21 protein-coding genes are annotated in these 24,253 nt (G+C 53.4%); 13 read left to right on the top strand and 8 right to left on the bottom strand.

Annotation, left to right across the window (positions count from 1 at the left end; all coding sequences use genetic code 11):
• Positions 1–96: 96 nt before the first annotated feature.
• From BS640_RS04925 to sppA, 5 genes are all read right to left on the bottom strand, one after another.
• Entirely contained in the window at positions 97–342 is a 246-nt protein-coding gene (locus BS640_RS04925) for a hypothetical protein (protein ID WP_084912101.1), read from the bottom strand.
• 327 nt (positions 343–669) lie between these two features.
• The gene (gene map / locus BS640_RS04920) at positions 670–1,452 is read right to left on the bottom strand and encodes a type I methionyl aminopeptidase (RefSeq protein ID WP_017491010.1); all 783 of its coding nucleotides are present in this window, start codon (positions 1,450–1,452) and stop codon (positions 670–672) included.
• Positions 1,453–1,517: 65 nt separating this feature from the next.
• Positions 1,518–2,165 carry a bifunctional nicotinamidase/pyrazinamidase gene (pncA, locus tag BS640_RS04915; protein WP_084912100.1) on the bottom strand — a complete coding sequence of 216 codons (648 nt, stop codon included), beginning with the start codon at positions 2,163–2,165 and terminating at the stop codon, positions 1,518–1,520.
• A gap of 9 nt (positions 2,166–2,174) precedes the next feature.
• The gene (ansA, locus tag BS640_RS04910) at positions 2,175–3,185 is read right to left on the bottom strand and encodes an asparaginase (protein WP_017491012.1); all 1,011 of its coding nucleotides are present in this window, start codon (positions 3,183–3,185) and stop codon (positions 2,175–2,177) included.
• A gap of 163 nt (positions 3,186–3,348) precedes the next feature.
• Entirely contained in the window at positions 3,349–5,205 is a 1,857-nt protein-coding gene (gene sppA, locus BS640_RS04905; protein ID WP_017491013.1) for a signal peptide peptidase SppA, read from the bottom strand.
• A gap of 185 nt (positions 5,206–5,390) precedes the next feature.
• On the opposite strand from sppA, the gene BS640_RS04900 reads away from it, so the two are divergent.
• On the top strand, positions 5,391–5,942 hold the full coding sequence (locus BS640_RS04900) for an NAD(P)H nitroreductase (protein WP_084912099.1): 552 nt from the start codon (positions 5,391–5,393) through the stop codon (positions 5,940–5,942).
• A 334-nt stretch (positions 5,943–6,276) separates the two neighbouring features.
• The gene (locus BS640_RS04895) at positions 6,277–8,205 is read left to right on the top strand and encodes a DNA topoisomerase III (protein ID WP_017491015.1); all 1,929 of its coding nucleotides are present in this window, start codon (positions 6,277–6,279) and stop codon (positions 8,203–8,205) included.
• Positions 8,206–8,211: 6 nt separating this feature from the next.
• Here BS640_RS04895 and BS640_RS04890 read toward each other — a convergent pair whose 3' ends face one another.
• Together BS640_RS04890 and xthA are read right to left on the bottom strand one after the other, a co-directional pair.
• Complete coding sequence (locus tag BS640_RS04890; RefSeq protein WP_084912098.1) at positions 8,212–8,619, bottom strand: pyrimidine (deoxy)nucleoside triphosphate diphosphatase; 408 nt, start codon at positions 8,617–8,619, stop codon at positions 8,212–8,214.
• Positions 8,616–9,425: an exodeoxyribonuclease III gene (xthA, locus tag BS640_RS04885; protein ID WP_017491017.1), complete on the bottom strand. Its 810-nt coding sequence runs from the start codon at positions 9,423–9,425 to the stop codon at positions 8,616–8,618. The genes BS640_RS04890 and xthA overlap by 4 nt, the downstream gene beginning before the upstream one ends.
• Before the next feature lie 250 nt (positions 9,426–9,675).
• Here xthA and tyrR point away from each other — a divergent pair, with 250 nt between their 5' ends.
• Positions 9,676–11,247, top strand: coding sequence for a transcriptional regulator TyrR (tyrR, locus tag BS640_RS04880; RefSeq protein WP_017491018.1), 1,572 nt, complete (start codon positions 9,676–9,678; stop codon positions 11,245–11,247).
• Between the two features lie 422 nt (positions 11,248–11,669).
• Here tyrR and BS640_RS04875 read toward each other — a convergent pair whose 3' ends face one another.
• Complete coding sequence (locus BS640_RS04875; protein WP_017491019.1) at positions 11,670–12,572, bottom strand: LysR family transcriptional regulator; 903 nt, start codon at positions 12,570–12,572, stop codon at positions 11,670–11,672.
• A gap of 114 nt (positions 12,573–12,686) precedes the next feature.
• On the opposite strand from BS640_RS04875, the gene ilvD reads away from it, so the two are divergent.
• From ilvD to BS640_RS04825, 10 genes are all read left to right on the top strand, one after another.
• Positions 12,687–14,528, top strand: a complete 1,842-nt coding sequence (gene ilvD, locus BS640_RS04870; protein ID WP_026110410.1) for a dihydroxy-acid dehydratase — start codon at positions 12,687–12,689, stop codon at positions 14,526–14,528.
• A complete protein-coding gene (gene metC / locus BS640_RS04865) occupies positions 14,525–15,724 on the top strand; it encodes a cystathionine beta-lyase (protein WP_084912097.1) in 1,200 nt (399 codons plus the stop codon). The genes ilvD and metC overlap by 4 nt, the downstream gene beginning before the upstream one ends.
• A gap of 30 nt (positions 15,725–15,754) precedes the next feature.
• Positions 15,755–17,074, top strand: coding sequence for an LLM class flavin-dependent oxidoreductase (locus tag BS640_RS04860; protein ID WP_084912096.1), 1,320 nt, complete (start codon positions 15,755–15,757; stop codon positions 17,072–17,074).
• A 140-nt stretch (positions 17,075–17,214) separates the two neighbouring features.
• Complete coding sequence (locus tag BS640_RS04855) at positions 17,215–18,408, top strand: benzoate/H(+) symporter BenE family transporter (protein WP_017493653.1); 1,194 nt, start codon at positions 17,215–17,217, stop codon at positions 18,406–18,408.
• A 44-nt stretch (positions 18,409–18,452) separates the two neighbouring features.
• Positions 18,453–19,613, top strand: coding sequence for a mandelate racemase/muconate lactonizing enzyme family protein (locus BS640_RS04850; protein ID WP_017493654.1), 1,161 nt, complete (start codon positions 18,453–18,455; stop codon positions 19,611–19,613).
• A 132-nt stretch (positions 19,614–19,745) separates the two neighbouring features.
• Positions 19,746–20,399 carry a glutathione S-transferase family protein gene (locus BS640_RS04845; RefSeq protein WP_084912095.1) on the top strand — a complete coding sequence of 218 codons (654 nt, stop codon included), beginning with the start codon at positions 19,746–19,748 and terminating at the stop codon, positions 20,397–20,399.
• Between the two features lie 80 nt (positions 20,400–20,479).
• Positions 20,480–20,746, top strand: coding sequence for an acyl carrier protein (locus BS640_RS04840; protein WP_017493656.1), 267 nt, complete (start codon positions 20,480–20,482; stop codon positions 20,744–20,746).
• Between the two features lie 49 nt (positions 20,747–20,795).
• On the top strand, positions 20,796–21,317 hold the full coding sequence (locus BS640_RS04835) for a gamma-glutamylcyclotransferase family protein (RefSeq protein ID WP_084912094.1): 522 nt from the start codon (positions 20,796–20,798) through the stop codon (positions 21,315–21,317).
• A gap of 99 nt (positions 21,318–21,416) precedes the next feature.
• Positions 21,417–22,484, top strand: a complete 1,068-nt coding sequence (locus BS640_RS04830; protein ID WP_017493658.1) for a DUF6421 family protein — start codon at positions 21,417–21,419, stop codon at positions 22,482–22,484.
• Positions 22,481–24,169 carry a thiamine pyrophosphate-binding protein gene (locus BS640_RS04825; RefSeq protein ID WP_084912093.1) on the top strand — a complete coding sequence of 563 codons (1,689 nt, stop codon included), beginning with the start codon at positions 22,481–22,483 and terminating at the stop codon, positions 24,167–24,169. Before BS640_RS04830 ends, BS640_RS04825 begins: the two co-directional genes overlap by 4 nt.
• The last annotated feature ends 84 nt before the right edge of the window (positions 24,170–24,253 follow it).

The following is a 24,253-nucleotide window of genomic DNA, read 5'->3' as shown; positions in this document are numbered from 1 at the left end:
TCTGGCTTATATATTTATTGGGTGAATTATTAATATTGAAATATTGTTGAAGCTTATAAATAACCCCCCTCCCAAAAGCAGGAGGGGGGGTGAAATTTAATTATAACATGCAGATATTTGTCCGACGGTGGTATCCGCCGGCAATAGTCCCAAAGCCTTAAGAATTTCCCCAGCTTCTATTTGGTCGGCAGGAGTGCCCACCGGCACCAGGCTGTGCAGCGTGGAGCAAATATCTGGGGAAGTAATCGGTGGGATAGGCAGCAGGTCGGCGTTAGCCGCAGAGCTGAAACCAACGGCACTAAACAATACGGCTACGGCAGCGAGCGATTTGAATTTATTCAATGGAAGTTTCCTTAATCCTTAATGGAAAATAATTTCAGAGTTAACGTAAGCAGAAGGTTATTTCCTGTCGTTAACTCACCATGCCAAAAATAAAATAATTATTAAGTTTGGCGAAATCAAAACTAGCCCATTGCGTAGAATTTAGTGAGTGATTTATTGGTTTTTTTAATCAGAACTTGATCGGCGTCGTAATTTTATGAGTTAGGTTTTTTATTTATTTCGTTAAGTATTTCCAGTCTGAATATATATAAATATTGGGTGGGGTATTATTTATGAATTATTCTTTCTCCTGCTTTTATTTAAGCAGGAGAAAGAATGGCGATGCCGTTACAGGGCGTCGTAATCGCCGGTACCTTCTGGCCACGGAGTCAGCAGATCATAACCGGTTTCAGTGACGGCAATGGTGTGCTCCCACTGTGCCGACAGCGAGCGGTCTTTGGTGACGACGGTCCAGCCGTCAGACAGGACGCTGGTTGCCGCTTTGCCTGCGTTGATCATCGGTTCGATGGTGAAAATCATTCCCGCTTCAAGCACCAGACCTTCGCCCGGACGACCGTAGTGCAGTACCTGCGGCTCGGTATGGTATTCCTCGCCCACGCCATGGCCACAGTATTCGCGCACCACAGAGAAACCGTTGCTCTCGGCAATCTGCTGAATCGCTGCGCCGACGTCGCCTAGCGTGGCACCTGGGCGCACCGCTTTAATCCCTGCCACCATCGACTGATAGGTCACCTCAACCAGACGCTGCCCGCGAATGGTCGGTTTGCCGACGTAGTACATGCGGCTGGTATCGCCGTACCACCCGTCCTGAATAATGGCTACGTCAATGTTAACGATATCGCCGTCCTTCAGTTTTTTATCGGCCGGAATGCCGTGGCAAACCACGTGGTTCACCGAGGTACACGAGGTTTTGGTGTAGCCGTGGTAGCCGATGTTAGCTGGCGTTACCTTCAGCTCGTTAACGATGTAGTCGTGGCAAAGCTGGTCAATTTCATTGGTCGTGACGCCGACTTTGACGTAAGGCTTGATGAACTCGAGCACTTTTGCCGCCGTGTTACCGGCGATGCGCGCCTTTTCGATTTCCTGCTGGGTATGAATCTTTACAGTCATAGTTAATCGACTTCTTTTGGTAGTGAATCGGGGCGGGAAAGGGCCGTCACCCGACGTCGTGAATTTTAAAGGGTAAAGTGCAGGTTGCTGACCAGCTGAGAGAGGTTTTGTACCTTGGCCCCCGCCTGCTGCATCTCTTCGATTGCCCGCTTGCTGTCATCGGGCTGAAGATTAACGCCGCGACAGCCGTCGCTTAACAGCGTCACCTGATATCCCAGCGCCAGCGCATCGAGCACGCTGAACTTGACGCAGTAATCGGTCGCTAGCCCCATAACAATCAGCTGCTCAACCTGCTCGCGTTGCAGCCAGGGGTGCAGCGCGGTTGCCGCTCGCTTACCGTTATCGAAAAAGGCGCTGTAGCTGTCAATCGCTGCGTCCTGACCTTTATGCACAATGTAGTCCAGTCCGGCAGTGTTGAGCTGGGGGTGAAAGTCTGCGCCTGGCGTGTTCTGCACGCAGTGTACCGGCCACCATACCTGCGGCAGGCCTTCGAGTTCGCCGACCGTCCACGGCTCGGCCGAGGAGTTCAGGGCAAAACTGCGATGATCTGCCGGGTGCCAGTCCTGCGAGGCCACGACCTTGATATTGGCATGACGACAGGCGGCAATAGCCAGATTAGCGATGTTGACCGTTTCATCGCCTTCGGCCACGGCCAAGGCACCGCCGTGGCAAAAATCGTTCTGCAGATCGATAATCAACAGCGCAGATTTCATCTTATCCCCTTAAAGAGTTAACTCTCCGCGCAGGTCTTGCTGCATCTGTTCGCGGATCTCTTCCGGCGAAAGCGGCTGGCTCAGCAGGTAGTGCAGCTTAGTCAGCGTGGCTTCCACGGTCATGTCAAAACCACTGATAACGCCCGCGTGCGCCAGCGCATTACCGGTTGCGTAACCGCCCATGTTCACCTTGCCGGAGATACACTGGGTCAGGTTTACCACCACGATGCCGCGCTCGGAGGCCTCTTTAAGCTCCTTCAGCAGGTCGCCTTTCTGCGGCGCATTGCCAACGCCGTAAGAGCGCAGAATAAGCGCTTTCACCGGCTGCTGCAGGAAGTTACGCACCACTTCAGCAGAAATGCCCGGATAAATCGTGACCACGCCAATCGGTTGCGGCGTAATGTTATGCACGCGCAGCGGACCGTGGGTTGCCGGAATAGACGGCGTAGCGAGACGGCGAATATGAATCCCGGCCTCGAGCAACGGTGCCATGTTCGGAGACGCAAAGGCATCAAAACCATCGGCGTGCGCCTTGGTGCTGCGGTTGCCGCGATACAGGCGATTGTTGAAGAACAGCGTGACTTCGTTAACCGGGTGGTTAGCGGCAATATACAGGGAATTGAGCAGGTTGATTTGACCGTCCGAGCGCAAAGCCTCAAGCGGGATCTGCGAACCGGTGACGATTACCGGCTTGTCGAGGTTCTCTAGCATGAAAGACAGCGCAGAGGCGGTGAACGCCATGGTATCCGTGCCGTGCAAGATAACAAAACCGTCGTACTGGTCATAGTGCGCCTGAATGTCGTCGGCGATGTGCTGCCAGTCTTCCGGCGTCATGTCCGACGAATCCATCAGCGGTGAATATTCCTGAATATGGAAATCAGGCATTTCAGGACGGTGGAACTCGGGCATCAACGCCAGCTGGCGCTGTAAATGGCCGGATACAGGAATGTAGCCCTGTTCTGAACGCTGCATGCCGATGGTACCGCCGGTGTAAGCAACGTAAATCGATTTTTTAGTCATTTGAACAATTCTTTTTTAATCAGCCAGACAGGCCAGGTGGGGCGATTATAAAGCGACTGGGGCAGGAATAAAATGTGAATGCGAATTGATTAAAAAAATGGCCTCAGAAAAGAGGCCATTTTGGGGTTTTCGTTCAGAAATTAAGCGTTATTGCGTGGGTGAATTACTTCACGTCACCGCAGGTGAGACACATCGCATAGCGATTTTGTGGATCGTTCAGATTATTGAACAGGTCCGCCTGTGAGCTCATTTTCAACGCCACGTCGGCAACCGGAGCAGGCAGATAAGCCTGCGCGACGGCCGGGAGCATCGCATGAACGGAGGCGTTCATCTGCGAGAACACCATATCGGTCAGGCTTGGCTGATCGACGTACCAGTTAAGCTGCCATTTTGGCAATTTTGCCAGCTCGGCCGCTTTCTTGACTGCGTCATCGAAATCACCCAGTTGATCGACCAAACCGTTGTTTTTAGCATCGGTACCGATCCACACGTGGCCCTGCCCAATCTGGTCAATCTGCTCAGGCGTCTTGTTGCGCGCCTTGGCAACCAGGCCAATGAAGGTCTTGTAGCCGTGCTCAATGTTCATCTGCATCATCTGCGAGAACTCCGCAGGCAGCGCTTTGGTGGTCGCGATATCGGCCAACGGGGAGGTTGCTACACCGTCGGTGTGCACGCCAAACTGACCCAGCGTGTCCTGATAGGTATTGATCACCCCAAAGATGCCGATAGAGCCGGTGAGGGTGCTCGGACTGGCGATAATATAGTTGGCCGGTGTGGAGATCCAGTAACCGCCCGACGCCGCCATTCCGCCCATAGAGACCACCACCGGTTTACCCGCCGCTCTGGCAGCAGCCAGTTCGGAACGGATAACCTCTGAGGCGCTTACGCTGCCACCCGGACTGTTAACCCGGAACACAATGGCTTTGATTTTAGGATCGAGTCTCGCCTGACGAATTTGCTCAGCGGTGGTATCGCCGCCCACGTCGCCCGCCTGACCTTCGCCGTCTACAATCGCACCGTTGGCAAAGATAACCGCGATTTGTGGCGCGTTATCATCCTGCTTTTGTTTTGGCGAGTAGTCGTCAAGGCTCACGTAATTGAAGTCTTTCTTCTGCTTGTTGTAGCCAAAGGCCTTAATCATCGCATCGTCAGCTTCGCCGCGTGAGGCCAGTACATCAACCAGCTTGTTTTTCAACGCGTATTCGGCAGTATCGCCGTCCACCTGCTGTAGACCGGTCAGCATGCCCGCCGCGCCCGGGAACAGCTGTTCCGGTGTCAATTGGCGGTTGGCAGACACGGTATTCAGATAGTTGTTCCACAGGCCGGTGACCCAGCGGGTATCCGCATCACGCGCCGCAGGCGACATGTTGTCGCGCATTAACGGTTCAACCGCTGATTTGTAAGTCCCCACGCGGAAGATATTGGTGGTCACTTTCAGCTTATCGAGCAGCGTCTTGTAGTAAAGCGTGTTGGTGGCGAAACCGTGCAGGTCAACGGTCCCCATCGGCGACAGATAAATCTTGTTGGCGAAGCTGGCCAGATAATACTGTGACTGGTCATAGCTATCACCCACGGCGTAAATCTGTTTGCCGGAGTCACGGAACTCGCGCAGCGCCTTGCCGATATACTGTAGCGAGGCCTGATCGGTGCCGGTGAAATCGGTCAGCGAGAGCACCATACCGGTGATGTTGCTGTCGTTTTTGGCGGCACGAATAGTGTCAACCAGGTCAAACAGCGAGGTTTCCTGCAGGCGATTGCTCGAGGTACCCAGCAACTCGCGGCCAATCTGGCGAACCTTGTTGTTGACCGTGGGTTTATCTACCACCGAACCGCTCAGATTCACCAACAGTGCACCCTTGGTCGGTGTCTCGACAGGCTTGGATTGCAGCTCGAAATAAATCCCGACGGCGACCAAAATGATCAACACCAGGAAAAGATTAAGAATAAATTCTCTGACAAAATTAAGCAGACGCCAGGTCCACCTAAGAAATCCGGCGATGATTCGCCACAGTATGCGCATGTTCTCTCCATTTAGAGCGACTAGTGCTGCTATCCTAATGACCTGCCAGAAAAATGTCAGCTTTAAATCATTTCATAATTTGGCAGGCGGCTCAGGCACCCCATAGCCTTAACCCTGTCTGATAGCCACAATACAGGGGGTTATGTTAACGTAAGGTGAATACAACTCATTATCAGGAGAGAATTATGGACGCTCTGGACCTGCTGCTTAACCGCCGCTCCGCTTCACGCCTCACGGCACCTGCGCCGTCTGGCAAGGTTTTGCAGAATATCATTAATGCAGGTATGCGTGCCCCGGACCACGGCGCACTTCAGCCGTGGCGCTTCGTGATCGTCGAGAACGACGGCCTGACGCGTTTTAGCCATCTGTTGAAAAGCGCCGCCGAGAAAGACGGGTTGGACGAGAAAGCCATTGAGAAAGCCACGCTGGCACCGATGCGCGCCCCGCAGATTATTACCGTCATTGCCGACTATAAAGAAAGTGCGAAAGTACCGAAGTGGGAACAGATCGTTTCCGCCGGTTGTGCCGTGCATGCGATGCAGATGGCCGCACTGGCTCAGGGCTTCAACGGTATCTGGCGAACTGGCCCGTGGACCGAGCACGCCGCAGTACGACACGCCTTTGGCTGCGCCGAGAACGACCAAATTGTGGGCTTCCTGTACCTGGGTACGCCACAGCTGAAATCCAATACCCAGGTTATTCCTGCCGACAGCGCTGCGTTTGTCAGCTACTTCTAAACAGGCGTGCCGTTCAGGAAGCAAGAAACGGCATTGCCGCGACGCTCATCAAACTTGAATCCCCCAGGGGCTGCTGGAGAGCAAGGCGGCGTCGCGTCTGGAAACAGACGGTTTCAACACCACAGGCCATGGTAGGCGCTCATCGCGGCGGTGGTTTATCCGCTTATCGAAGGCGCTACCGTGGCCTGATTTATCCGATAATTCCCTTTTTCGCCGTTTTTGTGAGCGAATGTCCCGGCTGATTGGCGATAGCGACTTATCAATTCTCTGCCTAGCGGCTAACATAGGTAAACTAAAGGACAAGTTGTCGCCCCCTGTTTGTGAGCCATGCCTGATGCGATTGTTTATTGCCGAAAAACCCAGCCTTGCCAGAGCAATCGCTGATGTATTACCTAAACCGCATAAGCGCGGAGATGGTTTTATTGCCTGTGGCAATCAGGACGTGGTGACCTGGTGCGTTGGGCACCTGCTGGAGCAGGCGCAGCCCGACGCTTACAACAGCCGCTATGCGCGCTGGGCGCTTGAAGACCTGCCAATTATCCCTGAAAAATGGCAGCTGCAACCACGTCCGTCGGTGGCGAAACAGCTGAACGTAATAAAGAGGCTGCTGCTTGAAGCCAGTGAGGTTGTGCACGCAGGCGACCCTGACAGAGAAGGGCAGCTGCTGGTCGATGAAGTGCTCGACTACCTTGAGCTGAATCCGCAAAAGCGCCAGCAGGTGCAACGTTGTCTGGTGAATGACCTTAATCCGCAGGCGGTAGAGCGTGCGGTCTCGAGAATGCGCGACAACCGCGATTTCATCCCGCTTTGCGTCTCGGCGTTGGCGCGTTCCCGCGCCGACTGGCTCTACGGAATCAATATGACGCGCGCCTACACCATTCTCGGTCGCAACGCCGGTTATAACGGCGTGCTGTCGGTCGGCCGTGTGCAGACACCGGTGCTTGGGCTGGTGGTTCGTCGTGACGAAGAGATTGAAAACTTCGTGCCGAAAGATTTCTTCGAGGTGAAGGCTCACATCGTAACCCCCGCCGACGAGCGTTTTGTGGCGCTGTGGCAGCCGAGTGAGTCCTGTGAACCTTATCAGGATGAAGAGGGCCGCCTGTTGCATCGTCCGCTTGCCGACCACGTTGTCGCGCGGATAGGGGGCCAACCGGCGATCGTCACTGGCTATAACGACAAGCGCGAGTCTGAAGTTGCGCCGCTGCCGTACTCGCTCTCCACGCTGCAAATCGAAGGCGCAAAAGCCTTCGGTTTGAGCGCACAGAAAATACTCGATATCTGTCAGCGTTTGTATGAGACGCATAAGCTGATTACCTATCCACGTTCCGACAGCCGTTACCTGCCAGAGGAGCACTTCGCCGGACGTCATTCGGTGCTCAACGCTATCGGTATTCATCAGCCCAATCTGCTGCCGCAGCCCGCACTCGATGTCGATAAACGCAACCGCTGCTGGGACGACAAAAAGGTCGATGCTCACCACGCGATTATTCCTACCGCGCGCAGCAGTAAGGTGAATTTGACCGAAGATGAAAGCCGAATTTATGGCCTCATTGCGCGTCAATATCTGATGCAATTCTGCGCCGACGCAGTATTTCGCAAATGCGTGATCGACCTGGAAATCGCCGGTGGAAAATTCGTTGCCAAGGCGCGTTTTCTGGCCGAGGCGGGCTGGCGCACGCTGCTGGGCAGCAAAGAGCGTGACGAGGAAAACGAAGGGACGCCGCTGCCGGTGGTCGCCAAGGGGGATGAGCTTTTATGTGAACGCGGTGAAGTGGTCGAGCGCCAGACTCAACCGCCGAGGCCGTTTACCGACGCCACGCTGCTGTCGGCGATGACCGGCATTGCCCGTTTCGTGCAGGACAAGGCGTTGAAGAAGATCCTGCGTGCCACTGATGGGCTGGGCACTGAGGCGACGCGCGCCGGGATTATCGAACTGCTGTTCCGCCGCGAGTTTCTGTACAAAAAAGGACGTTACATTCATTCGAGTGATACCGGTCGGGCATTGATTCACTCGCTTCCCGATATTGCCGCCAGACCCGACATGACTGCCGATTGGGAATCAACGCTGACGCGTATCAGTGAGAAAAACTGCCGTTATCAGGACTTTATGCAGCCGCTGGTCACTACGTTGCAGGACCTGATCGTGCAGGCCAGACAGAATCGCGTCTCGCCGATGTTCCGCAGCCTGCCGTCGAAGCCGAAAGCTGCGGCGGCAGGTAAGCGGAAACGCCCACCGTCAAAGGCGGCGCAAACCGGGGAATAGCGAGGACTACGGGGAGGAAAGCTGAGTGATGTAGGCGTCGAGCAGAGGAATATCGGCAGGCGCCAGTGCAAACTCGAGCGCCTCCTGCGGCAAGACCCAACGCACGTCACTGTGACAGTGTAACGTTATCTCACCCCGAAAGTCGCCAACCCGCCAGGCATGCAGCTCGATGATGCGTTCTGCCTGTTGCCAGTCGTTGCTGGCAATCCACTGGTCAATCTCCGCCTCAATGCCCAGCTCTTCAAGCAGTTCGCGGCGCAGTGCCTCGGGCTGCGTTTCACCCGATTCAACCTTACCGCCGGGAAACTCCCACATACCCGCCTGGCTGCTCTGGGCATCGCGTCGGGCCAGCAGAATGCGGCCGTCGCGTTCTATTATCGCGGCGACCACAACGACCGTTTTTAAGCCGTTCACTTCAGGTCGAACTCTGCCCACACCGGTGCGTGATCCGACGGTTTTTCCATTCCGCGAATCGCATAATCGATGCCGGTTGCCTTACAGCGAGCCGCCAGCGGCGTGCTTGCTAACACCAGATCAATACGCAGACCACGGTTGTCGTCAAAACCCTTTGAACGATAGTCGAACCATGAGAACTGGTCGTTGACTTCAGGATTGGCGTGACGGAACGTGTCAACCAGACCCCAGCCCTTAAGGCGCTCCATCCATTCGCGCTCTTCCGGCAGGAACGAGCACTTACCGGTACGCAACCAACGTTTGCGACTGTCTTCACCGATACCGATATCCAGGTCCGTCGGACTGATATTGACGTCGCCCATCACCAGCACCGGGTTCTCTACCGACATTTGCAGCTGTAAATAGTCCTGCAAATCCTGATAGAAACGCTGTTTGGCCGGGAATTTGGTGGGATGGTCGCGGCTTTCGCCCTGCGGGAAATAGCCGTTGATCACGGTCAACAGACCCTGTGGCGTTTGAATGTCGGCCATGATGATACGGCGCTGCGCGTCTTCTTCGTCGGTTGGGAAACCGCGACGCACCGCTACCGGCTCTTCTTTGGTCAACAGCGCAACGCCATAATGACCCTTTTGACCGTGGTAATAGACGTGATAGCCATACTGGCTGACCTCTTCGAGCGGGAACATGTCGTCGTGGACTTTTGTTTCCTGCAGGCCGATGACGTCTGGCTGATGTTGTTCGATAATCGCGGCAAGCTGATGGGGACGGGCACGCAATCCGTTGATATTAAAAGAGACGAACTTCATAGTCGGGAACCATTTGGCGTTGAAATCAGGCAGTGATGTTAGCAGAGTTTTGTCAACGATGTCACTCGAAGAGGGGCCTGTGAACCCAGGTTAACAGCATCTTACAAGGCGGGATGGCGCTGATTTGGTGACGAATTCGGCAGGCAGAGAATTTTCTGTCAACATTTTGTGACAGTCTCTTTTTACAGTGGTCGCGACAGGGTATTATAAGTGCAAGAATTTTTGCGTTTTCTGAATAAGGTCAAAACTGATGCGCCTGGAAGTTTTTTGTGAGGACCGTCTGGGTCTTGCCCGAGAATTGCTCGATTTATTAGTGCTGCGCAGTATTGATTTGCATGGGATAGAAATTGCGTCGATTGGCCGTATCTACCTCAACTTTTCACAGCTGGATTTTGACACCTTCCGCGCACTGATGGCCGAAATTCGCCGCATTGAAGGCGTGACCGACGTCCGAACCGTGCCATTTATGCCCTCCGAACGTGAGCACCGCGCCCTGCGTGCGCTGCTGGTGTCGATGCCAGAACCGGTTTTCTCCATCGATATGAAAGGCAAAGTCGAGCAGGCAAACCCTGCCGCTCAAAGCCTTTTCGAACTGGATGAAGGACGAATCCGCAATCATACCGCGGCAAGTCTCATCAGCGGCTACAACTTCACCCGCTGGCTGGATCACGACAGTGACAAACCGCACACTGAACGGGTGGTGATTCAGGGGCAGGACTTCCTGATGGATCTCACCCCTATCAAACTCGATGACGAGAATCAGGCCAGCGAAGTGGTTGGTGCGGTGGTGATGTTGAAATCGGCGGCGCGTATGGGTCGTCAGCTGCAAGATTTAACCATCAACGACGAACGCGAGTTTGACCACATCGTGGCGGTGAGTCCGAAGATGCGTCAGGTGTTGGATCAGGCCAAGAAGCTGGCGATGCTCGACGCCCCGCTATTGATTGTTGGCGATACCGGTACCGGCAAAGATTTACTGGCCCGCGCCTGTCACCTGCGCAGTTCACGCGGCAAGAATCCTTTCCTCGGTCTCAACTGCGCCTCGCTGCCTGACGACGTGGTCGAGAGTGAGCTGTTTGGTTACGCGCCAGGGGCTTATCCGAACGCGCTTGAAGGCAAGAAAGGCTTCTTCGAGCAGGCCAACGGCGGTTCGGTATTGCTCGACGAGATTGGCGAGATGTCGCCAAGAATGCAGATAAAACTGCTGCGGTTCCTCAATGACGGCACCTTCCGTCGGGTGGGTGAGGAGCATGAGGTGCGGGTTGACGTGCGCGTCATTTGCGCCACGCAGAAGAATCTGGTCGAACTGGTGCAGCGCGGCGAATTCCGCGAAGACCTTTATTACCGTCTCAACGTGCTGACCGTGACGCTGCCGCCGCTGCGCGAACGTCCGTCCGATATTATGCCGCTGACCGAGCTATTTGTGGCGCGCTTTGCCGACGAACAGGGCATGCCGCGTCCGAAGCTGAACGGGCAGCTGGGCAGCTATCTGACGCACTACGGTTGGCCGGGCAACGTGCGCCAACTGAAGAATGCGATTTATCGTGCGTTAACCCAGCTGGAAGGCAATGAGCTTCGCCCGCAGGATCTGGCGCTGCCGGACTTTGACGTCGAGGTTACGCTGGGTGAAGAAGCGCTCAATGGTTCGCTCGACGATATCAGCAAGCGCTTCGAGCGTTCGGTTTTGACGCGGCTGTATCGCACTTATCCGAGCACCCGCAAACTGGCGAAACGTTTGGGCGTCTCGCATACCGCCATTGCTAACAAGCTGCGCGAATACGGCTTGAGTACCCGCAAGCCTGAGGGCGATTCTGACGAGTAAGCCCCCCTTTGTCTTTTCACTACGAGGCCTGTGACCGGCGCACATCATGTGCGCGGTGTCATAATCTGAAATCGATAAGGCCTCTTGAGCACGAAGGGCGGCTGGCAGTATCTGCCAAATTCTTTGCATAAAAGCCGTTTCACGGGCATCGCTAGCAATGTTCTATAAGATTGACCCTGTCAGGAAAGCTGGAAACAGCAAGTGTGCAGAAACGAGCGTTATTTCAATTATCTCCCGATAATAGGAACTAAGTTGATTAAAATAACCTGCCTGCGTTTATAAACCCTCCTGATGTTTCAGTTAATTAAATAAGGAATAGGATATTCTCCCATAAAATATTTCAAAGCATTTCACGCGAGAGTCGGTATTAACCCCTGCACCCAATAATTATTTTAATGAAACGAAGTTTTGATATTTATGAATCACTCCGTTTCAGTGGCTATTTTTATCAGGTTTTGAAGAATGGCGGAGTTATTGTTTTCTCGCCACATTATCCCAACCTCAAGCTGAGGCGGCGTTTCAAGTAAATCAAGATAAACAACCCCGGTTCTGGCTAAATGGCGCAGAGAGCAAGGGACTAATGCAATACCTATTCCCGATGCAACGAGATTTATTATCGTTTGCATTTGAATAGCCTGCTGAATGATATTTGGCTGGGCGCCGTGCGAGGCATAATAGCTCATGACCAGGGCGTAAAAAGACGGTGCAACCTGCTGAGGGAAAATAATAAGCGGTGAATCTATAACCATGTTAGGGCACAGCTTACCCTGGGTAAGATGGATTCTATCCTTGGCCAGCCATGAGGCCGGAACGGCAGCAATCAGCGGTTCCGACATGATTTTTTTGTAGCTCAAAATAGCAGGGAATTGCTTGTCAGCGGGCGGGATGATGATCCCGGCATCAATTTTTTCATTGATAATCGCGGTGGTTTGCACATCGGTGGTCGCTTCCGTTAATACCAGTTCGACCGCCGGATATCGCTCTCTGAAATGGCTCACTAGCTGGGGAAGGATATTGTAACCGGCGCTGCTAATAAACGATAACATGAGCTGTCCTGATTCACCCTTACGCAATCTGTCGGCTATCTCAGGCAATGAGTTCATACTATTCAAAACGCTTTTGACGTGGAATAGCCATTGTTCTCCGAAAGGGGTCAGCGAGACATTTCTTTTGGTACGCAAAAAAAGTGCGTCGCCAAGTTCTTTCTCCAGCGCCATTATTGATTGGCTTAGCGGAGGCTGCGTCATATTCAGACGTTCGGCGGCCTTACCGAAATGCAGTGTCTCGGCGACGGTAACGAAATGTTTCAGCTGTCTCGTGTCCATGACTAATATCCCCAGTAACTTAATTGCTATAGCAGAATATATTTCACAGGGAGTTTTGTCGATTCTAATATGAGTTCCACATAATCTTTATTATTAAGACAGGGCAACTTATAAATGTATCGTTCACGCACCTCAACCCACGGCCGTAATATGGCAGGCGCAAGAAGTTTATGGCGAGCCACAGGTATGACAGATGGCGACTTTGACAAGCCAATTATTGCCGTCGTGAATTCCTTTACGCAATTCGTCCCAGGGCATGTGCATTTAAAAGATCTTGGGCAAATGGTTGCCAGAGAAATTGAAGAGGCCGGTGGCGTTGCCAAAGAGTTCAATACGATTGCCATCGATGACGGGATTGCGATGGGGCATGACGGCATGCTCTACAGCCTTCCTTCGCGTGAACTGATTGCGGACAGCGTCGAGTATATGGTTAACGCACACTGTGCCGATGCCATGGTCTGTATTTCCAACTGCGACAAAATAACCCCAGGCATGCTGATGGCGGCGTTGCGCTTAAATATTCCCACTATTTTTGTGTCAGGAGGGCCGATGGAGTCGGGCAAGATGACGCTGCGCGGTGAAAAGCGTTCTTTCGATCTGATTGATGCCATGGTCGTTGCCGCCGACGACAGCATGACCGACGAAGAGGTGAAAGCCGTCGAGGAGGCCGCCTGTCCAACCTGCGGATCCTGCTCGGGCATGTTTACCGCCAACTCGATGAACTGCCTGACCGAGGCGATGGGGCTTGCGTTGCCGGGTAACGGTTCAATGCTGGCGACGCATGCCCTGCGTAAATCACTGTTTTTAGAGTCAGGACGTAAAATCGTCGAGCTGTGCCGCCGCTACTATGAGCAGAAGGATGAAAGCGTGTTACCGCGCGCCATCGCGAGTGTCAGCGCCTTCGAAAACGCCATGGCGCTGGATGTCGCGATGGGCGGCTCCACCAATACCGTGCTGCATTTATTGGCCGCCGCCTATGAAGGCAAAGTTGATTTCACGATGGCTGACATCGATCGTCTGTCGAGAAAAGTGCCGGTTCTGTGCAAGGTCGCACCGGCGGTTGAAAACGTGCACATGGAGGATATACACCGTGCAGGAGGGGTGATGGGCGTTCTGGCCGAACTGGCGCGTGCTGGCCTGCTCCACACTGACCTGCCGACCGTGCATTCTGCCACCCTGGGTGAGGCGCTGAAGTTGTGGGACATTAAAACCTCCACCTCGGACAGCGTAAGGCAGTTCTATCGCGCTGCGCCAGGCGGTGTGCGTACTAAGGTGGCCTTTAGCCAAAATAACTTCTATCCGGCGTTGGACACCAACCGACGCACCGGCTGTCTGCGTGATGCAGAGCACGCCTTCTCCCGCGATGGCGGCCTTGCCGTGCTGTTTGGCAACATCGCCGAAGAGGGGTGCATTGTGAAAACGGCAAGCGTTGATCCAAGCATGATTTGCTTCACCGGCACCGCGAAAGTATTTGAGGGGCAGGACGAAGCAGTAGAGGGCATTCTTTCCGGCGTTGTCAAAGCGGGCGACGTGGTGATTGTCCGCTACGAGGGGCCTCGCGGCGGACCGGGTATGCAGGAAATGCTGTATCCGACCAGCTATCTGAAGTCCAAGGCGTTAAACAAGAAATGCGCCTTGATCACCGATGGACGTTTTTCGGGCGGATCCTCAGGGCTTTCTATCGGCCATGCTTCGCCAGAAGCCGCCGAGGGCGGCAATATTGCCCTGATTGAGGATGGCGACCTGATTGAAATCGATATCCCGTCCCGCTCGATTCAACTCAAGGTGACAGAGGCTGAACTCGCGCTGCGCCGTGAAAAAATGGAGCTGCGCGGGCGTCAGGCCTGGAAGCCGGGGGCGCGCAAACGCCGCGTTTCCTCTGCGCTCAAAGCCTATGCGGCAATGACCTCCAGCGCCGCCAAAGGGGCGGTACGCATCATCGAGGAGGATGAATGAAACGTTGCCTGGGAGAAACGGACGCTGCGCCGGGCATCGACTCCCGGCTAACTCACGCGGGGCGCTGTCCCGCGGCGAATCAGGGGTTCGTCAATACGCCGCTTTACCGTGGGTCAACCGTCCTTGCGCCGACGGTCGATGACTTACTGGGCTATCGTCAGCCCTTCGTTTATGGCCGCCTCGGCAGTCCGACGACAGTGGCATTGCAGGAAACCCTGCGTTCGTTGGACAACAGTGCCGGAGTGGTACTGTGTCCCTCCGGCCTGGCGGCGATTTCGACCGCGCTGATGTCGTGCCTGACCGCGGGCGATCATTTGTTGATGACGGACGCAGCCTATCGGCCAGCGCGCACGCTCTGCGAGGGCGTTCTGCGGCGCAGTGGCGTTGAAACAACCTACTTTGACCCTTTACTGAGCGGCGAGGCATTGCGCCGGTTAATCCGACAGGAAACGCGAGCCATCTATCTGGAGGTTCCCGGCTCACAGAGCATGGAGGTCTCTGACATTGCCGCAATAGTGGCGGTAGCGCGCGAGTTTAATCTTCTGGTCATCATGGATAACACCTGGGCAACGCCGCTGTTCTTTGATGCTATCGGGCACGGGGCAGATCTGGTGGTGCAGGCGGGCACGAAATATATCTGTGGGCACTCGGATGTGATGATTGGCATGGTCTCAGCCTCGCCGCGCGCGCTGGCGCAGCTGCAAAAGTACTATCGAGAAATCGGTATGTGCGTCAGCCCGGATGATGCCTGGCTGACGCTTCGCGGCTTACGCACCCTGGGCGTACGCCTTCGCCAGCATCAGGAGAATGCGCTGCGCATTGCCACCTGGCTAGCCACCAGACCCGAGGTGCAATGCGTTTGGTATCCCGCACTCGAAGGCGACCCTGGCCATTCCCTGTGGGCGAGGGACTTTACCGGAGCCTCGAGCCTGTTTTCCGTAGTACTGCAGCCCGCATCGAACAAGGCGGTGTCTGCCTTCCTGGAAGGATTACGCTATTTCGGCCTGGGTTATTCCTGGGGAGGTTTTGAAAGCCTGGTGCTGCCCTTTGACTGCACCGCCTATCGCAGCGCCTCATCACGAAAACCCGTCGGCCCCTGTGTGCGTTTTTACATTGGTCTTGAGGATGTTAATGATTTAACAGCCGATCTTGAGGCTGGATTTGTGCGCTTCAACGCGGCATGGGATGCGCGTTGATCTTTCCATTTCCAACAAGAATGAACATAGATGACAAAACAACTTTGTCTTGGGGGCTTTATGCGCCCGATTTGCTTACACACGGCGTGGTGGCGACATCCCGAAGCCCCCGCTGACGCCAATTTTAACTGGCCGGTCATCAAGTCTTTGGCTCAGAAACTCGAGCGGGCCTGCTTTGACGCCATTTTTACCGCTGACCATCTTGCCCTGATGCCGATGCCGCCCGAAGCGTTAAAGAGAAGCGCGACGGTCACCTCGTTTGACCCGTTGATGATGCTCTCGGCCATTGCGGCCTGCACCGACCGTATTGGGCTGATAGCGACCGGGTCAACCAGTTACGAAGACCCTTATTTGCTGGCAAGGCGTTTCGCCTCGCTCGATCACCTGAGTAACGGTCGCGCCGGATGGAATATTGTGACCACCGTGAATCCCGAAGCCGCGCTGAACTTCGGTCTGGAAACGGCGCTGAGGCATGCACAAAGGTACGAGCGTGCCGACGAGTTTTTTGAGGTGGTGACCAAGCTGTGGGACGGTTGGTCGGACAATGCGCTGAAAATGGACAAAGAGAGCGGAGTGTTTTCAGACATAGAGCGCATCCGGCCGATTAATCATAAAGGCAAGTATTTCTCGGTAAAAGGGCCGCTGAATATTGCGCGCCCCGTGCAAGGGTGGCCGGTCGTTGCGCTGGCCGGAGCATCGGAAGGTGCGCGGCAGATGGCCGCTAAGTCGGCAGACCTGGTATTTGGCAACGCCCGCAGTATCGAGACCGGGCGCAGTTTTTATCAGGACATGAAATCTCGCGCCGTGGCGTTTGGACGAAACCCCGACCATATTAAAATTCTTCCGGCTAATCAGGTTTATGTGGGACATACCCGCGCAGAGGCAATCGCTAAAAAACGCAGCATGGATGACCTGGTTCACGTTGAAAGCAATATTCCCAACCTTTCCATTCGTCTCGGTGTCGATTGCTCCAAATTCGACCCTGACAAACTTTTACCCGAACTGCCGGTGACTGAACAGGGGCAAGGAAATCAGCGTGAATGGGTGGCTCTCGCACGCCGGGAAAAACTCACCGTGCGTGAGCTGGCGAAAAGGGCAGCGGAGTCGGGGACCGGCGAAATGGTGGGCACACCGAGTGAGATTGCCGACCAAATGGAGGAGTGGTTAATGACCGGTGCCTGTGACGGATTCATTATCGTATTTCACACCGTGCCCGATGGCTATGACGACTTTGTAACGATGGTTGTTCCTGAATTACAGCGTCGCGGCCTGATGCGAACAGAATATACCGGGAATACGCTAAGGGAAAATATCGGTTTGCCAAGGCCCAACAGCCCGTTAGATAACTAATTACTGTCCTCCTTTGAATACTGATATCGCGTTATGTCTTTACCTTGTTATTTGATGAGGGGGATCCCCTTATTCATTGCTGGGCAAAGACAGTGTTATTGAAAATGGATTAAGCAAAGTTTATTTCAGGAGTTTCTACGGTGACGAATATAGTAATCAGAAAAAATAAAGCCGATTTTTCATGGCATGCTGCGGGGGCAGGCTTGCTGTCTTCTTTTGTTGGCTTTGCGTCAACCTTTACACTTATCGTTCAGGCGCTGGTAAACGTCGGCGCGACTCAGAAAGAAGCGGCCTCAGGACTCATGGCGGTGTCTATCGCGATGGGGGTCGCGGGTATTGCGTTAAGTATCAAGAATAAAATGCCGGTTAGCGTGGCTTGGTCAACGCCAGGTGCAGCACTGTTATTAGGCATTGGCGCGGTCAAAGGAGGCTTTCCTGCTGCCATTGGAGCGCTCATTATGGCCGGGGTCATGCTGACTCTGGCCGGTTTATGTAAACCTCTCGGCCGGGTAATTTCCAAAATTCCTTCTTCGGTGGCCAATGCCATGCTGGCGGGCATTATTCTTAACCTTTGCGTCGCGCCTGTTCATGCCATGGCACAATACCCGCTTTATTTCGCGCCCGTGCTGCTGGTTTGGCTAATTATGCTCAAAGTGAAGAGGATTCTGGCTATTCCGTGTGCCGCCATTGCGACGCTGGTAATTATTTATCTGACCTCAGACCTGAGCCATATAACGCGGGGCAGTATCTTGCCACATTTAATGCTGGCATCACCGGTATTTAATCTCTCTTCATTGGTGAGCATTGCTATACCGCTTTTTATTGTCACCATGGCTTCACAGAATATTCCCGGTGTCGCGGTGCTAAACGTCAATGGTTATAAACCCGACGCTACGCCATTATTTACCAGCACCGGCCTGTGTAGTCTGCTGGCTGCGCCATTTGGTGGCCCGGCTATCGGTCTTGCAGCCATCACGGCAGCGATTTGTGCCGGAGAAGAGGCGGGAGACGATCCTGCCCGGCGCTATTGGGCCGGCGTGGTATGCGGTGCGGCCTACATTATTTACGGCCTGGCCGCCGGTGCCGCTACGCAACTGATTTCCGTCTCACCGCCGGTATTTATCGAGGCAGTGGCAGGGCTTGCATTAATGGGAGCGCTGGGAAATTCACTGGTTAATTCCCTGAACGATAAAAATAGCCGTGATGCTGCAATCGTGACCTTTTTGGTAACCATTGGCGGTCACGCATTTTTCGGTATTGGCGGTGCGTTCTGGGGCCTATTGGTGGGGATCGCCATGCTTTACCTGTTTAAAGCTAACGCTGAGCGCAATTAAATCTTTTAAACGTTAATTATTCAAAAAATATAAGAGAGCGACGTATGTTACACAAGATCATTCGAATCGAGGCAACGCCTGTTTTTGTACCGGGCGAGGTTGACGTTGCGGGATTAACCATTGCCGGAAAACTCTCGGGCGTTATCGTTGAGATTGAAACGGCTGGCGGTATTATCGGACACGGTTTTACCGCGGTGACCGATGAAGAAGTCATCGCTGCTATTATTCGCTCTGTCGTGACACCGAATTTATTAGGCATGGACGCCATTAATCGTGAGGCCATCTCGGAAAAACTTTACTGGTTACTCACCCCACGCGGCCAAACCGGCTACGCAAGCCATGCCATTTCAGCCATTGATATCGCGATCTGGGATATTATCGGCAAATCGACCACGCTGCCGGTGTGGCAATTGCTGGGCGGGGCGCGTTCAGAGGTTTCGTTATATACCACTTTCGGTTTTGGCTCTCTTGATCAAGAGCAGCTCGCGCATGCCGCTTCGGGCCTGGTAAAAGCGGGGCATAAGCGTCTTAAAATGCTGGTGGGCTATCACGCATTGGCGCGGCGCGACCAGGGCCGTTCGCTGGACGATGTTATACATGACGATGCCCGTCGAGTGCGTGCGGTGCGCGAAGCCGTTGGCGATGAGGTGGAAATTTACATCGATGCCAACTGTGGCCTGGATCATTATCACGCCCTGCGTCTGGCACAGAATATCTCCGATTGTAATATCGCCTTTTTTGAAGAGCCGATTGCAGACAACGATCCGTTAAAACTTGCCGATCTGCGCAATAGAATTTCAATCCCCGTTGCCGCCGGGCAGAGCGAAGGGCAGCTGTTCCGTTTTCGCGACATGTTAACCCGCGGCGCTGTCGATATCTTGCAGCCAAATGTCTGTATCTGCGGTGGATACTCGGCGGGACTTCGTGCCGCAAGCCTCGCAAGGTCCTTTGGTGTTCCCATCGACAATGGCGGCACGTTCCCTTTCCAAAATATGCATTTGCACGCCGGAGTTGCCAACGGCGGAATGGTCGAGTGGCACGTTGTGGTGATTGATATCTGCCGGAAACTCTTTAAAGGATTACCCGATTGGGACAATGGAAAATTAACCCTGCCCACGGCGCCGGGGCTGGGTTTTGAACTCAACAAGGAAGCGCTCGGTGAATTTTCTAAAGGTCCATTCTCATTAGGGCACGGTAAAGCCTGATTGAGTTAATTAACTCATCGGAAGTCTCCAGGAGTGGCGTTTTTTATTATGGATTTTATTGATATGTCAAGGATGACATGAGCGGGTCTTTGGGGGCAATGGCAATAGCGTAAATAAAAAGGCAGCCTTGTAATGAATATAATAAAACCGAAAAAGTATCCCACTTTATATTATTGTCCCGGACACCTCTCTTTTGCCCCTCACGTCGTGTTAAACGAGTTGGGCAAGCCTTTCGAACTTGCTCGTCTTTCTATAAAAGCGGGCGATACTCAGCGGGAAAGTTTCAGGAAGCTAAATCCGAAAGGCAAGGTCCCGGTGTTAATCACCGAGAATGAAATTCTCACCGAGTCCTCGGCTATTTTGCTTTATCTCGCGCTGTCTCATCCGGAAAGCGGGCTGCTCCCGCCGACTCCCGTCGGCGCCGCCAGAGCCATTGAGTGGCTCAACTGGTTAAGTTGCATGTTAACGGGCGTTATTGCGCTCAATTTTCATCCTTCGCGTTTTACCGATGAGGTCGAATCTTTCAACGGTATTAAGGCGCGCGGGCGTCTCGAGGTTATCAAGGTTTTCGAGCAGATTAATCATCGACTGGCCGAGAATCAATGGGCGCTAAAGGAAGGGTATTCGATAGTCGATCCCGTGGTATTAATTTACTTCAGGTGGGGAACGTTATTAGAGCTTGATATGAATCAGTTTAGTCATTGGGCTGCTCATACTCAACGCATGCTTCAACGTCCTGCCGTTCAGAAAGCGCTAGCCACGGAAGAGATTGTCATCGGGAATTAATTCCCGGGCAGGACCATAGCTGGCTGAGTGCAGGTATTTATTTCATATAAACGCATCATCCGAAGAAATCTGGGGGATTTATGGCATTAATCAGTCTGGGGAATTTAGTCGACAACGTTAACGGGTTTTTTATTAAGCACGGCAAGGGTGAGTGTCACCCCATAGAGGTTGATACTAACCTGATTGATAATGATTTTCTCGACTCATTGTCGGTTGTGCATTTTGTTATTTTTCTTGAGGAAGTATTAAGCCGGGAGATCCCTATTGGCGATTTTGAATTGAATTCGATTAAAACCGTAGGGGCCATTTATGACAACTATGTGCTGGAGTCATTAAACAGGCCATAGCCCGAAGAGAGACACACATCCTGGTGAATCTATCCGTGAGAAAAAAGAGATGCCTAATGATTCCTGCTTTCTAAAGGACGAGTATTTCCAATTGTTCGCCTATGGTTCCTGTATGAACCATGAAAGTCTTTCAAAAACGTTATTAACGGATGCCAAAGCTTATTTTATCGGGCCAGCACTGTTGGCCCATCATCGGTTGATATTTAATTATTCTTCATTAAACGAGCCTGTCTGTTGCGCCAATATTCGGCCTGACTACGGTCATCGAGTGGAGGGCGCGCTGTATCGACTCCCGACTCGATTTCTCGACATTATTGATGCCCGAGAAGGTGTACCGCTGGGACGCTACAAGCGACAACGGGTAGGTGTCACAACGCTTACCGAGGGGCAGGATACCACCGCGTTTGCCTATTTTGGTCTGGTCACGTTAAACGATGAGGCGGCGCCGAGTATTCGTTATAGCGACCTGCTGCTTCAGGGATTGTACGATGCAAGAGTGTCCAGCAGATATAAATTATCCCTGCGTCAACATCTTGATTCATTGCCCGAACGGCTAATGAACATTTCGTGACGCAGGGTCCGACACCTTCTTAAAAAACAAAGTCCAAGGCTTATAAAGGCCTATTTAAAAGCAATGAATGATTTTAATTTCACAGCAAGGAACGAGAAGATGCAGCATAAAATAAAAATAGTTGAAGAGATAAATCATTGTCGGCTAGAAATTCTCTCGGAGGGCGCATCCTCAGACCCTGTTCGTATCGCACAATGCGTACGGAAAACCCTTGAGGGACATAGTGATAACGCGCACGTAAAGCTTTTATTAGAGAATATGGAAAATCATCAATTAGGTTCGAATAATTTATTGGAATTAACGTTTACCGACGATCCTGACTTTATTTTGGGCTTTTTTGAGGTGCCTTATAACCCGGACGCCTTCCTTGAGGCCGCTTTCGTTGAAGCCATTGCGATTCCACAAAACGTGCTAGATATTGTTCCTGAATCGGAAGCGTTGCCGGTATTGCTTCACTGCTGTTCTGATGGGTTTAAAAATCCGCTATCGGTTGCCATCTTTGCCGAAAACTTTCGCGATGCCGAGGTTAAGCCCTACCATAAAGCCTATTACCTGATAGAAAAATTTGTCGACCGCTTTAAATCTTATACCCGACCTGCTATCGAGGCGGCGTGGTCACCGACCGCGTTTCCCGATGTCATCACCGCCGACGATGATTTACTCACCCGCGCCAGTGCGATATGGGTGCACCTGCATGAGTATTATCACCGAACGGGCTATCTGCCGCTGCCTGAACATCTCAAAGAAAAAAGCTCTCGTAATGGCGCGGGCGCGGAGGAGCTGCGGGTGGATATCCTGTCCATTTTGGCGCTGCTGGATTTACACGCCAACGACCCCGTGTTGCGTGCCTCGATTCAGTACATTCTTGCAGAACGTTTGATTCGTTATCCCCTGCAGGCACCGCCGAAAGAGAACTATGATGCGCGTTCATCCGTCGCACTCTTTGAATATTTACAACGACATGGCGTGATCGGCCGTAAAGGCGGAAGGTTCTATTTTGTGGGCGGCTACGCAAGACTCGGCGAAGCGTTGAGATCTATACTGGTCAAGATTACTGCGCTGGAATATCGTATTAGTCAGTCACCGGCGGACGATCGCAAAAAGAAACTGTCTTTCCTGTTGCCAGATTTGGCTAAAAACAATAATCGTTGGGAGTTACTGTCATGACTGTAACCCGAGCAAACAGTCTACACAATCGACGGGGTGCCGACGTACTGCTTGAAACGCTGCACAGCGAGGGCGTCGAGTACATTTTTGGTAATCCAGGGACCACGGAATTGCCGTTGATGGACGCGCTATTACGTAATCCGTCGCTGAAATATATTCTGGCGCTTCAGGAAGCCAGCGCCGTAGCAATGGCCGACGGCTACGCACAGGCCTCCGGTAAGCCTGGTTTCCTCAACCTGCATACGGCGGGAGGGCTGGGGCATGGGATGGGCAATCTGCTCAACGCCAAGGTGTCGCAAACGCCGCTGGTGGTGACGGCGGGGCAGCAGGATACCCGCCATTCGATAAGCGATCCGCTGCTGTATGACGATTTGGTCAGCATTGCGGAGCCGGCGGTCAAATGGGCGCAGGATGTCTCCAATGCGTCGCAACTTCCGGTGCTTTTGCGTCGCGCGTTTCACGATGCCAACGCCGCACCGAGTGGCCCGGTGTTTCTTTCACTGCCGATGGACATCATGGACCAACTCAGTGACGTTGATATTGGCGAACGCTCCGAGATAGACCGCAAGGCGATAGGCGGTTCACTGCCACGCCTGGCGCAGGCGTTGACGCAGTGCACGCCCGGCAAGCTGGCGATTATTGCCGGTGACGAAATTCATCACAGTCAGGCGGCGAAGGAAACCATTGCGGTAGCGGAGCTGCTGGGCGCGCACGTTTATGGGTCCTCTTGGCCCTCACGTATCCCTTATCCGACCTCACATGCGCTGTGGCGGGGCAACATGCCGACGACAGCGGCCAGCATCGCCGAAATTCTCAAAAACTACGAGGCCATTTTCGCGCTGGGCGGCAAATCGCTAATCACTATCCTTTACAGCGAAGGACCCGCAGTTCCTGAGGGTTGCACGGTCTATCAACTGTCGGCGGACGTCAACGATTTGGGGCGTTCATATGCGACGAAGCTGTCGATCGTCGGTGATATCAGTGCCTCACTCAAGGCGCTTATACCGGCGTTAAAAGAGGCCACGGCGGCAAATCGGTCGCGTTACGCTGTGCTGATTAGCCGCGCGGCTGATGAACGAAAATATGCCCGCGAACAGCTTGAGGCCAGCGTCGCCGAAAAATTCTCGTTACCGGTGATAGCTCCGATTGTTGCCGCTCATGAGGTGGTCAGGGCTATTGGGCCAGACGTGGCGATTGTCGACGAGGCACTGTGCGTTTCATCGCTGATGCGCAAGTTCCTTAACAGCCATCATTCAGGCCAGTACGCCTTTATGCGCGGCGGTGCATTGGGGTGGGGGATGCCGGCGGCTATCGGCTACTCCCTAGGTCTGGCCAAGCAACCCGTGGTCTGTCTGGTCGGTGACGGCGCCGCCCTGTATTCGCCGCAGGCAATGTGGACTGCGGCACACGAGAACCTGCCGATCACTTACGTGGTCATGAACAACCAGGAATACAATATTTTGAAGAATTTCATGCGTAATCAGGCGCATTACTCTTCGTCGCAGAGCAACACGTTTATCGCGATGGATATTGTGAATCCAAGTATTGATTATCTGGCGCTGGCGCAGTCGATGGGATTGAGCGGCAGGCAGATCCGACGTGCCGAGGATATTGCACCGGCGATTGAGGCAGCGATTGCCAGCGAGAAGCCTAACTTAATTGAGATAATCGTGAGTGCGGGCTGATAGCTGATATCAGTATTGCCGCGGCAGCAATGCCCGATTGCCAGGAAAAAGCCCCGTTTTCAGACGGGGCTTTTTTGGTCGAAA

This window comes from Rouxiella badensis (assembly GCF_002093665.1).
GTDB lineage: Bacteria > Pseudomonadota > Gammaproteobacteria > Enterobacterales > Enterobacteriaceae > Rouxiella > Rouxiella badensis.
This window is presented reverse-complemented; position numbering and strand designations above follow the sequence as displayed.

What these genes read in the sequence shown, in the direction of transcription:
- BS640_RS04850 (WP_017493654.1), top strand. Translation starts at nt 18,453, where the DNA reads ATGTTACACAAGATCATTCGAATCGAGGCAACGCCTGTTTTTGTACCG.
- metC (WP_084912097.1), top strand. Translation starts at nt 14,525, where the DNA reads ATGAAACGTTGCCTGGGAGAAACGGACGCTGCGCCGGGCATCGACTCC.
- map (WP_017491010.1), bottom strand. Translation starts at nt 1,452, where the DNA reads ATGACTGTAAAGATTCATACCCAGCAGGAAATCGAAAAGGCGCGCATC.
- xthA (WP_017491017.1), bottom strand. Translation starts at nt 9,425, where the DNA reads ATGAAGTTCGTCTCTTTTAATATCAACGGATTGCGTGCCCGTCCCCAT.
- sppA (WP_017491013.1), bottom strand. Translation starts at nt 5,205, where the DNA reads ATGCGCATACTGTGGCGAATCATCGCCGGATTTCTTAGGTGGACCTGG.
- BS640_RS04830 (WP_017493658.1), top strand. Translation starts at nt 21,417, where the DNA reads ATGCAGCATAAAATAAAAATAGTTGAAGAGATAAATCATTGTCGGCTA.
- ilvD (WP_026110410.1), top strand. Translation starts at nt 12,687, where the DNA reads ATGTATCGTTCACGCACCTCAACCCACGGCCGTAATATGGCAGGCGCA.
- BS640_RS04835 (WP_084912094.1), top strand. Translation starts at nt 20,796, where the DNA reads ATGCCTAATGATTCCTGCTTTCTAAAGGACGAGTATTTCCAATTGTTC.
- ansA (WP_017491012.1), bottom strand. Translation starts at nt 3,185, where the DNA reads ATGACTAAAAAATCGATTTACGTTGCTTACACCGGCGGTACCATCGGC.
- BS640_RS04900 (WP_084912099.1), top strand. Translation starts at nt 5,391, where the DNA reads ATGGACGCTCTGGACCTGCTGCTTAACCGCCGCTCCGCTTCACGCCTC.
- BS640_RS04860 (WP_084912096.1), top strand. Translation starts at nt 15,755, where the DNA reads ATGACAAAACAACTTTGTCTTGGGGGCTTTATGCGCCCGATTTGCTTA.
- BS640_RS04875 (WP_017491019.1), bottom strand. Translation starts at nt 12,572, where the DNA reads ATGGACACGAGACAGCTGAAACATTTCGTTACCGTCGCCGAGACACTG.
- BS640_RS04845 (WP_084912095.1), top strand. Translation starts at nt 19,746, where the DNA reads ATGAATATAATAAAACCGAAAAAGTATCCCACTTTATATTATTGTCCC.
- BS640_RS04825 (WP_084912093.1), top strand. Translation starts at nt 22,481, where the DNA reads ATGACTGTAACCCGAGCAAACAGTCTACACAATCGACGGGGTGCCGAC.
- BS640_RS04840 (WP_017493656.1), top strand. Translation starts at nt 20,480, where the DNA reads ATGGCATTAATCAGTCTGGGGAATTTAGTCGACAACGTTAACGGGTTT.
- pncA (WP_084912100.1), bottom strand. Translation starts at nt 2,165, where the DNA reads ATGAAATCTGCGCTGTTGATTATCGATCTGCAGAACGATTTTTGCCAC.
- tyrR (WP_017491018.1), top strand. Translation starts at nt 9,676, where the DNA reads ATGCGCCTGGAAGTTTTTTGTGAGGACCGTCTGGGTCTTGCCCGAGAA.
- BS640_RS04895 (WP_017491015.1), top strand. Translation starts at nt 6,277, where the DNA reads ATGCGATTGTTTATTGCCGAAAAACCCAGCCTTGCCAGAGCAATCGCT.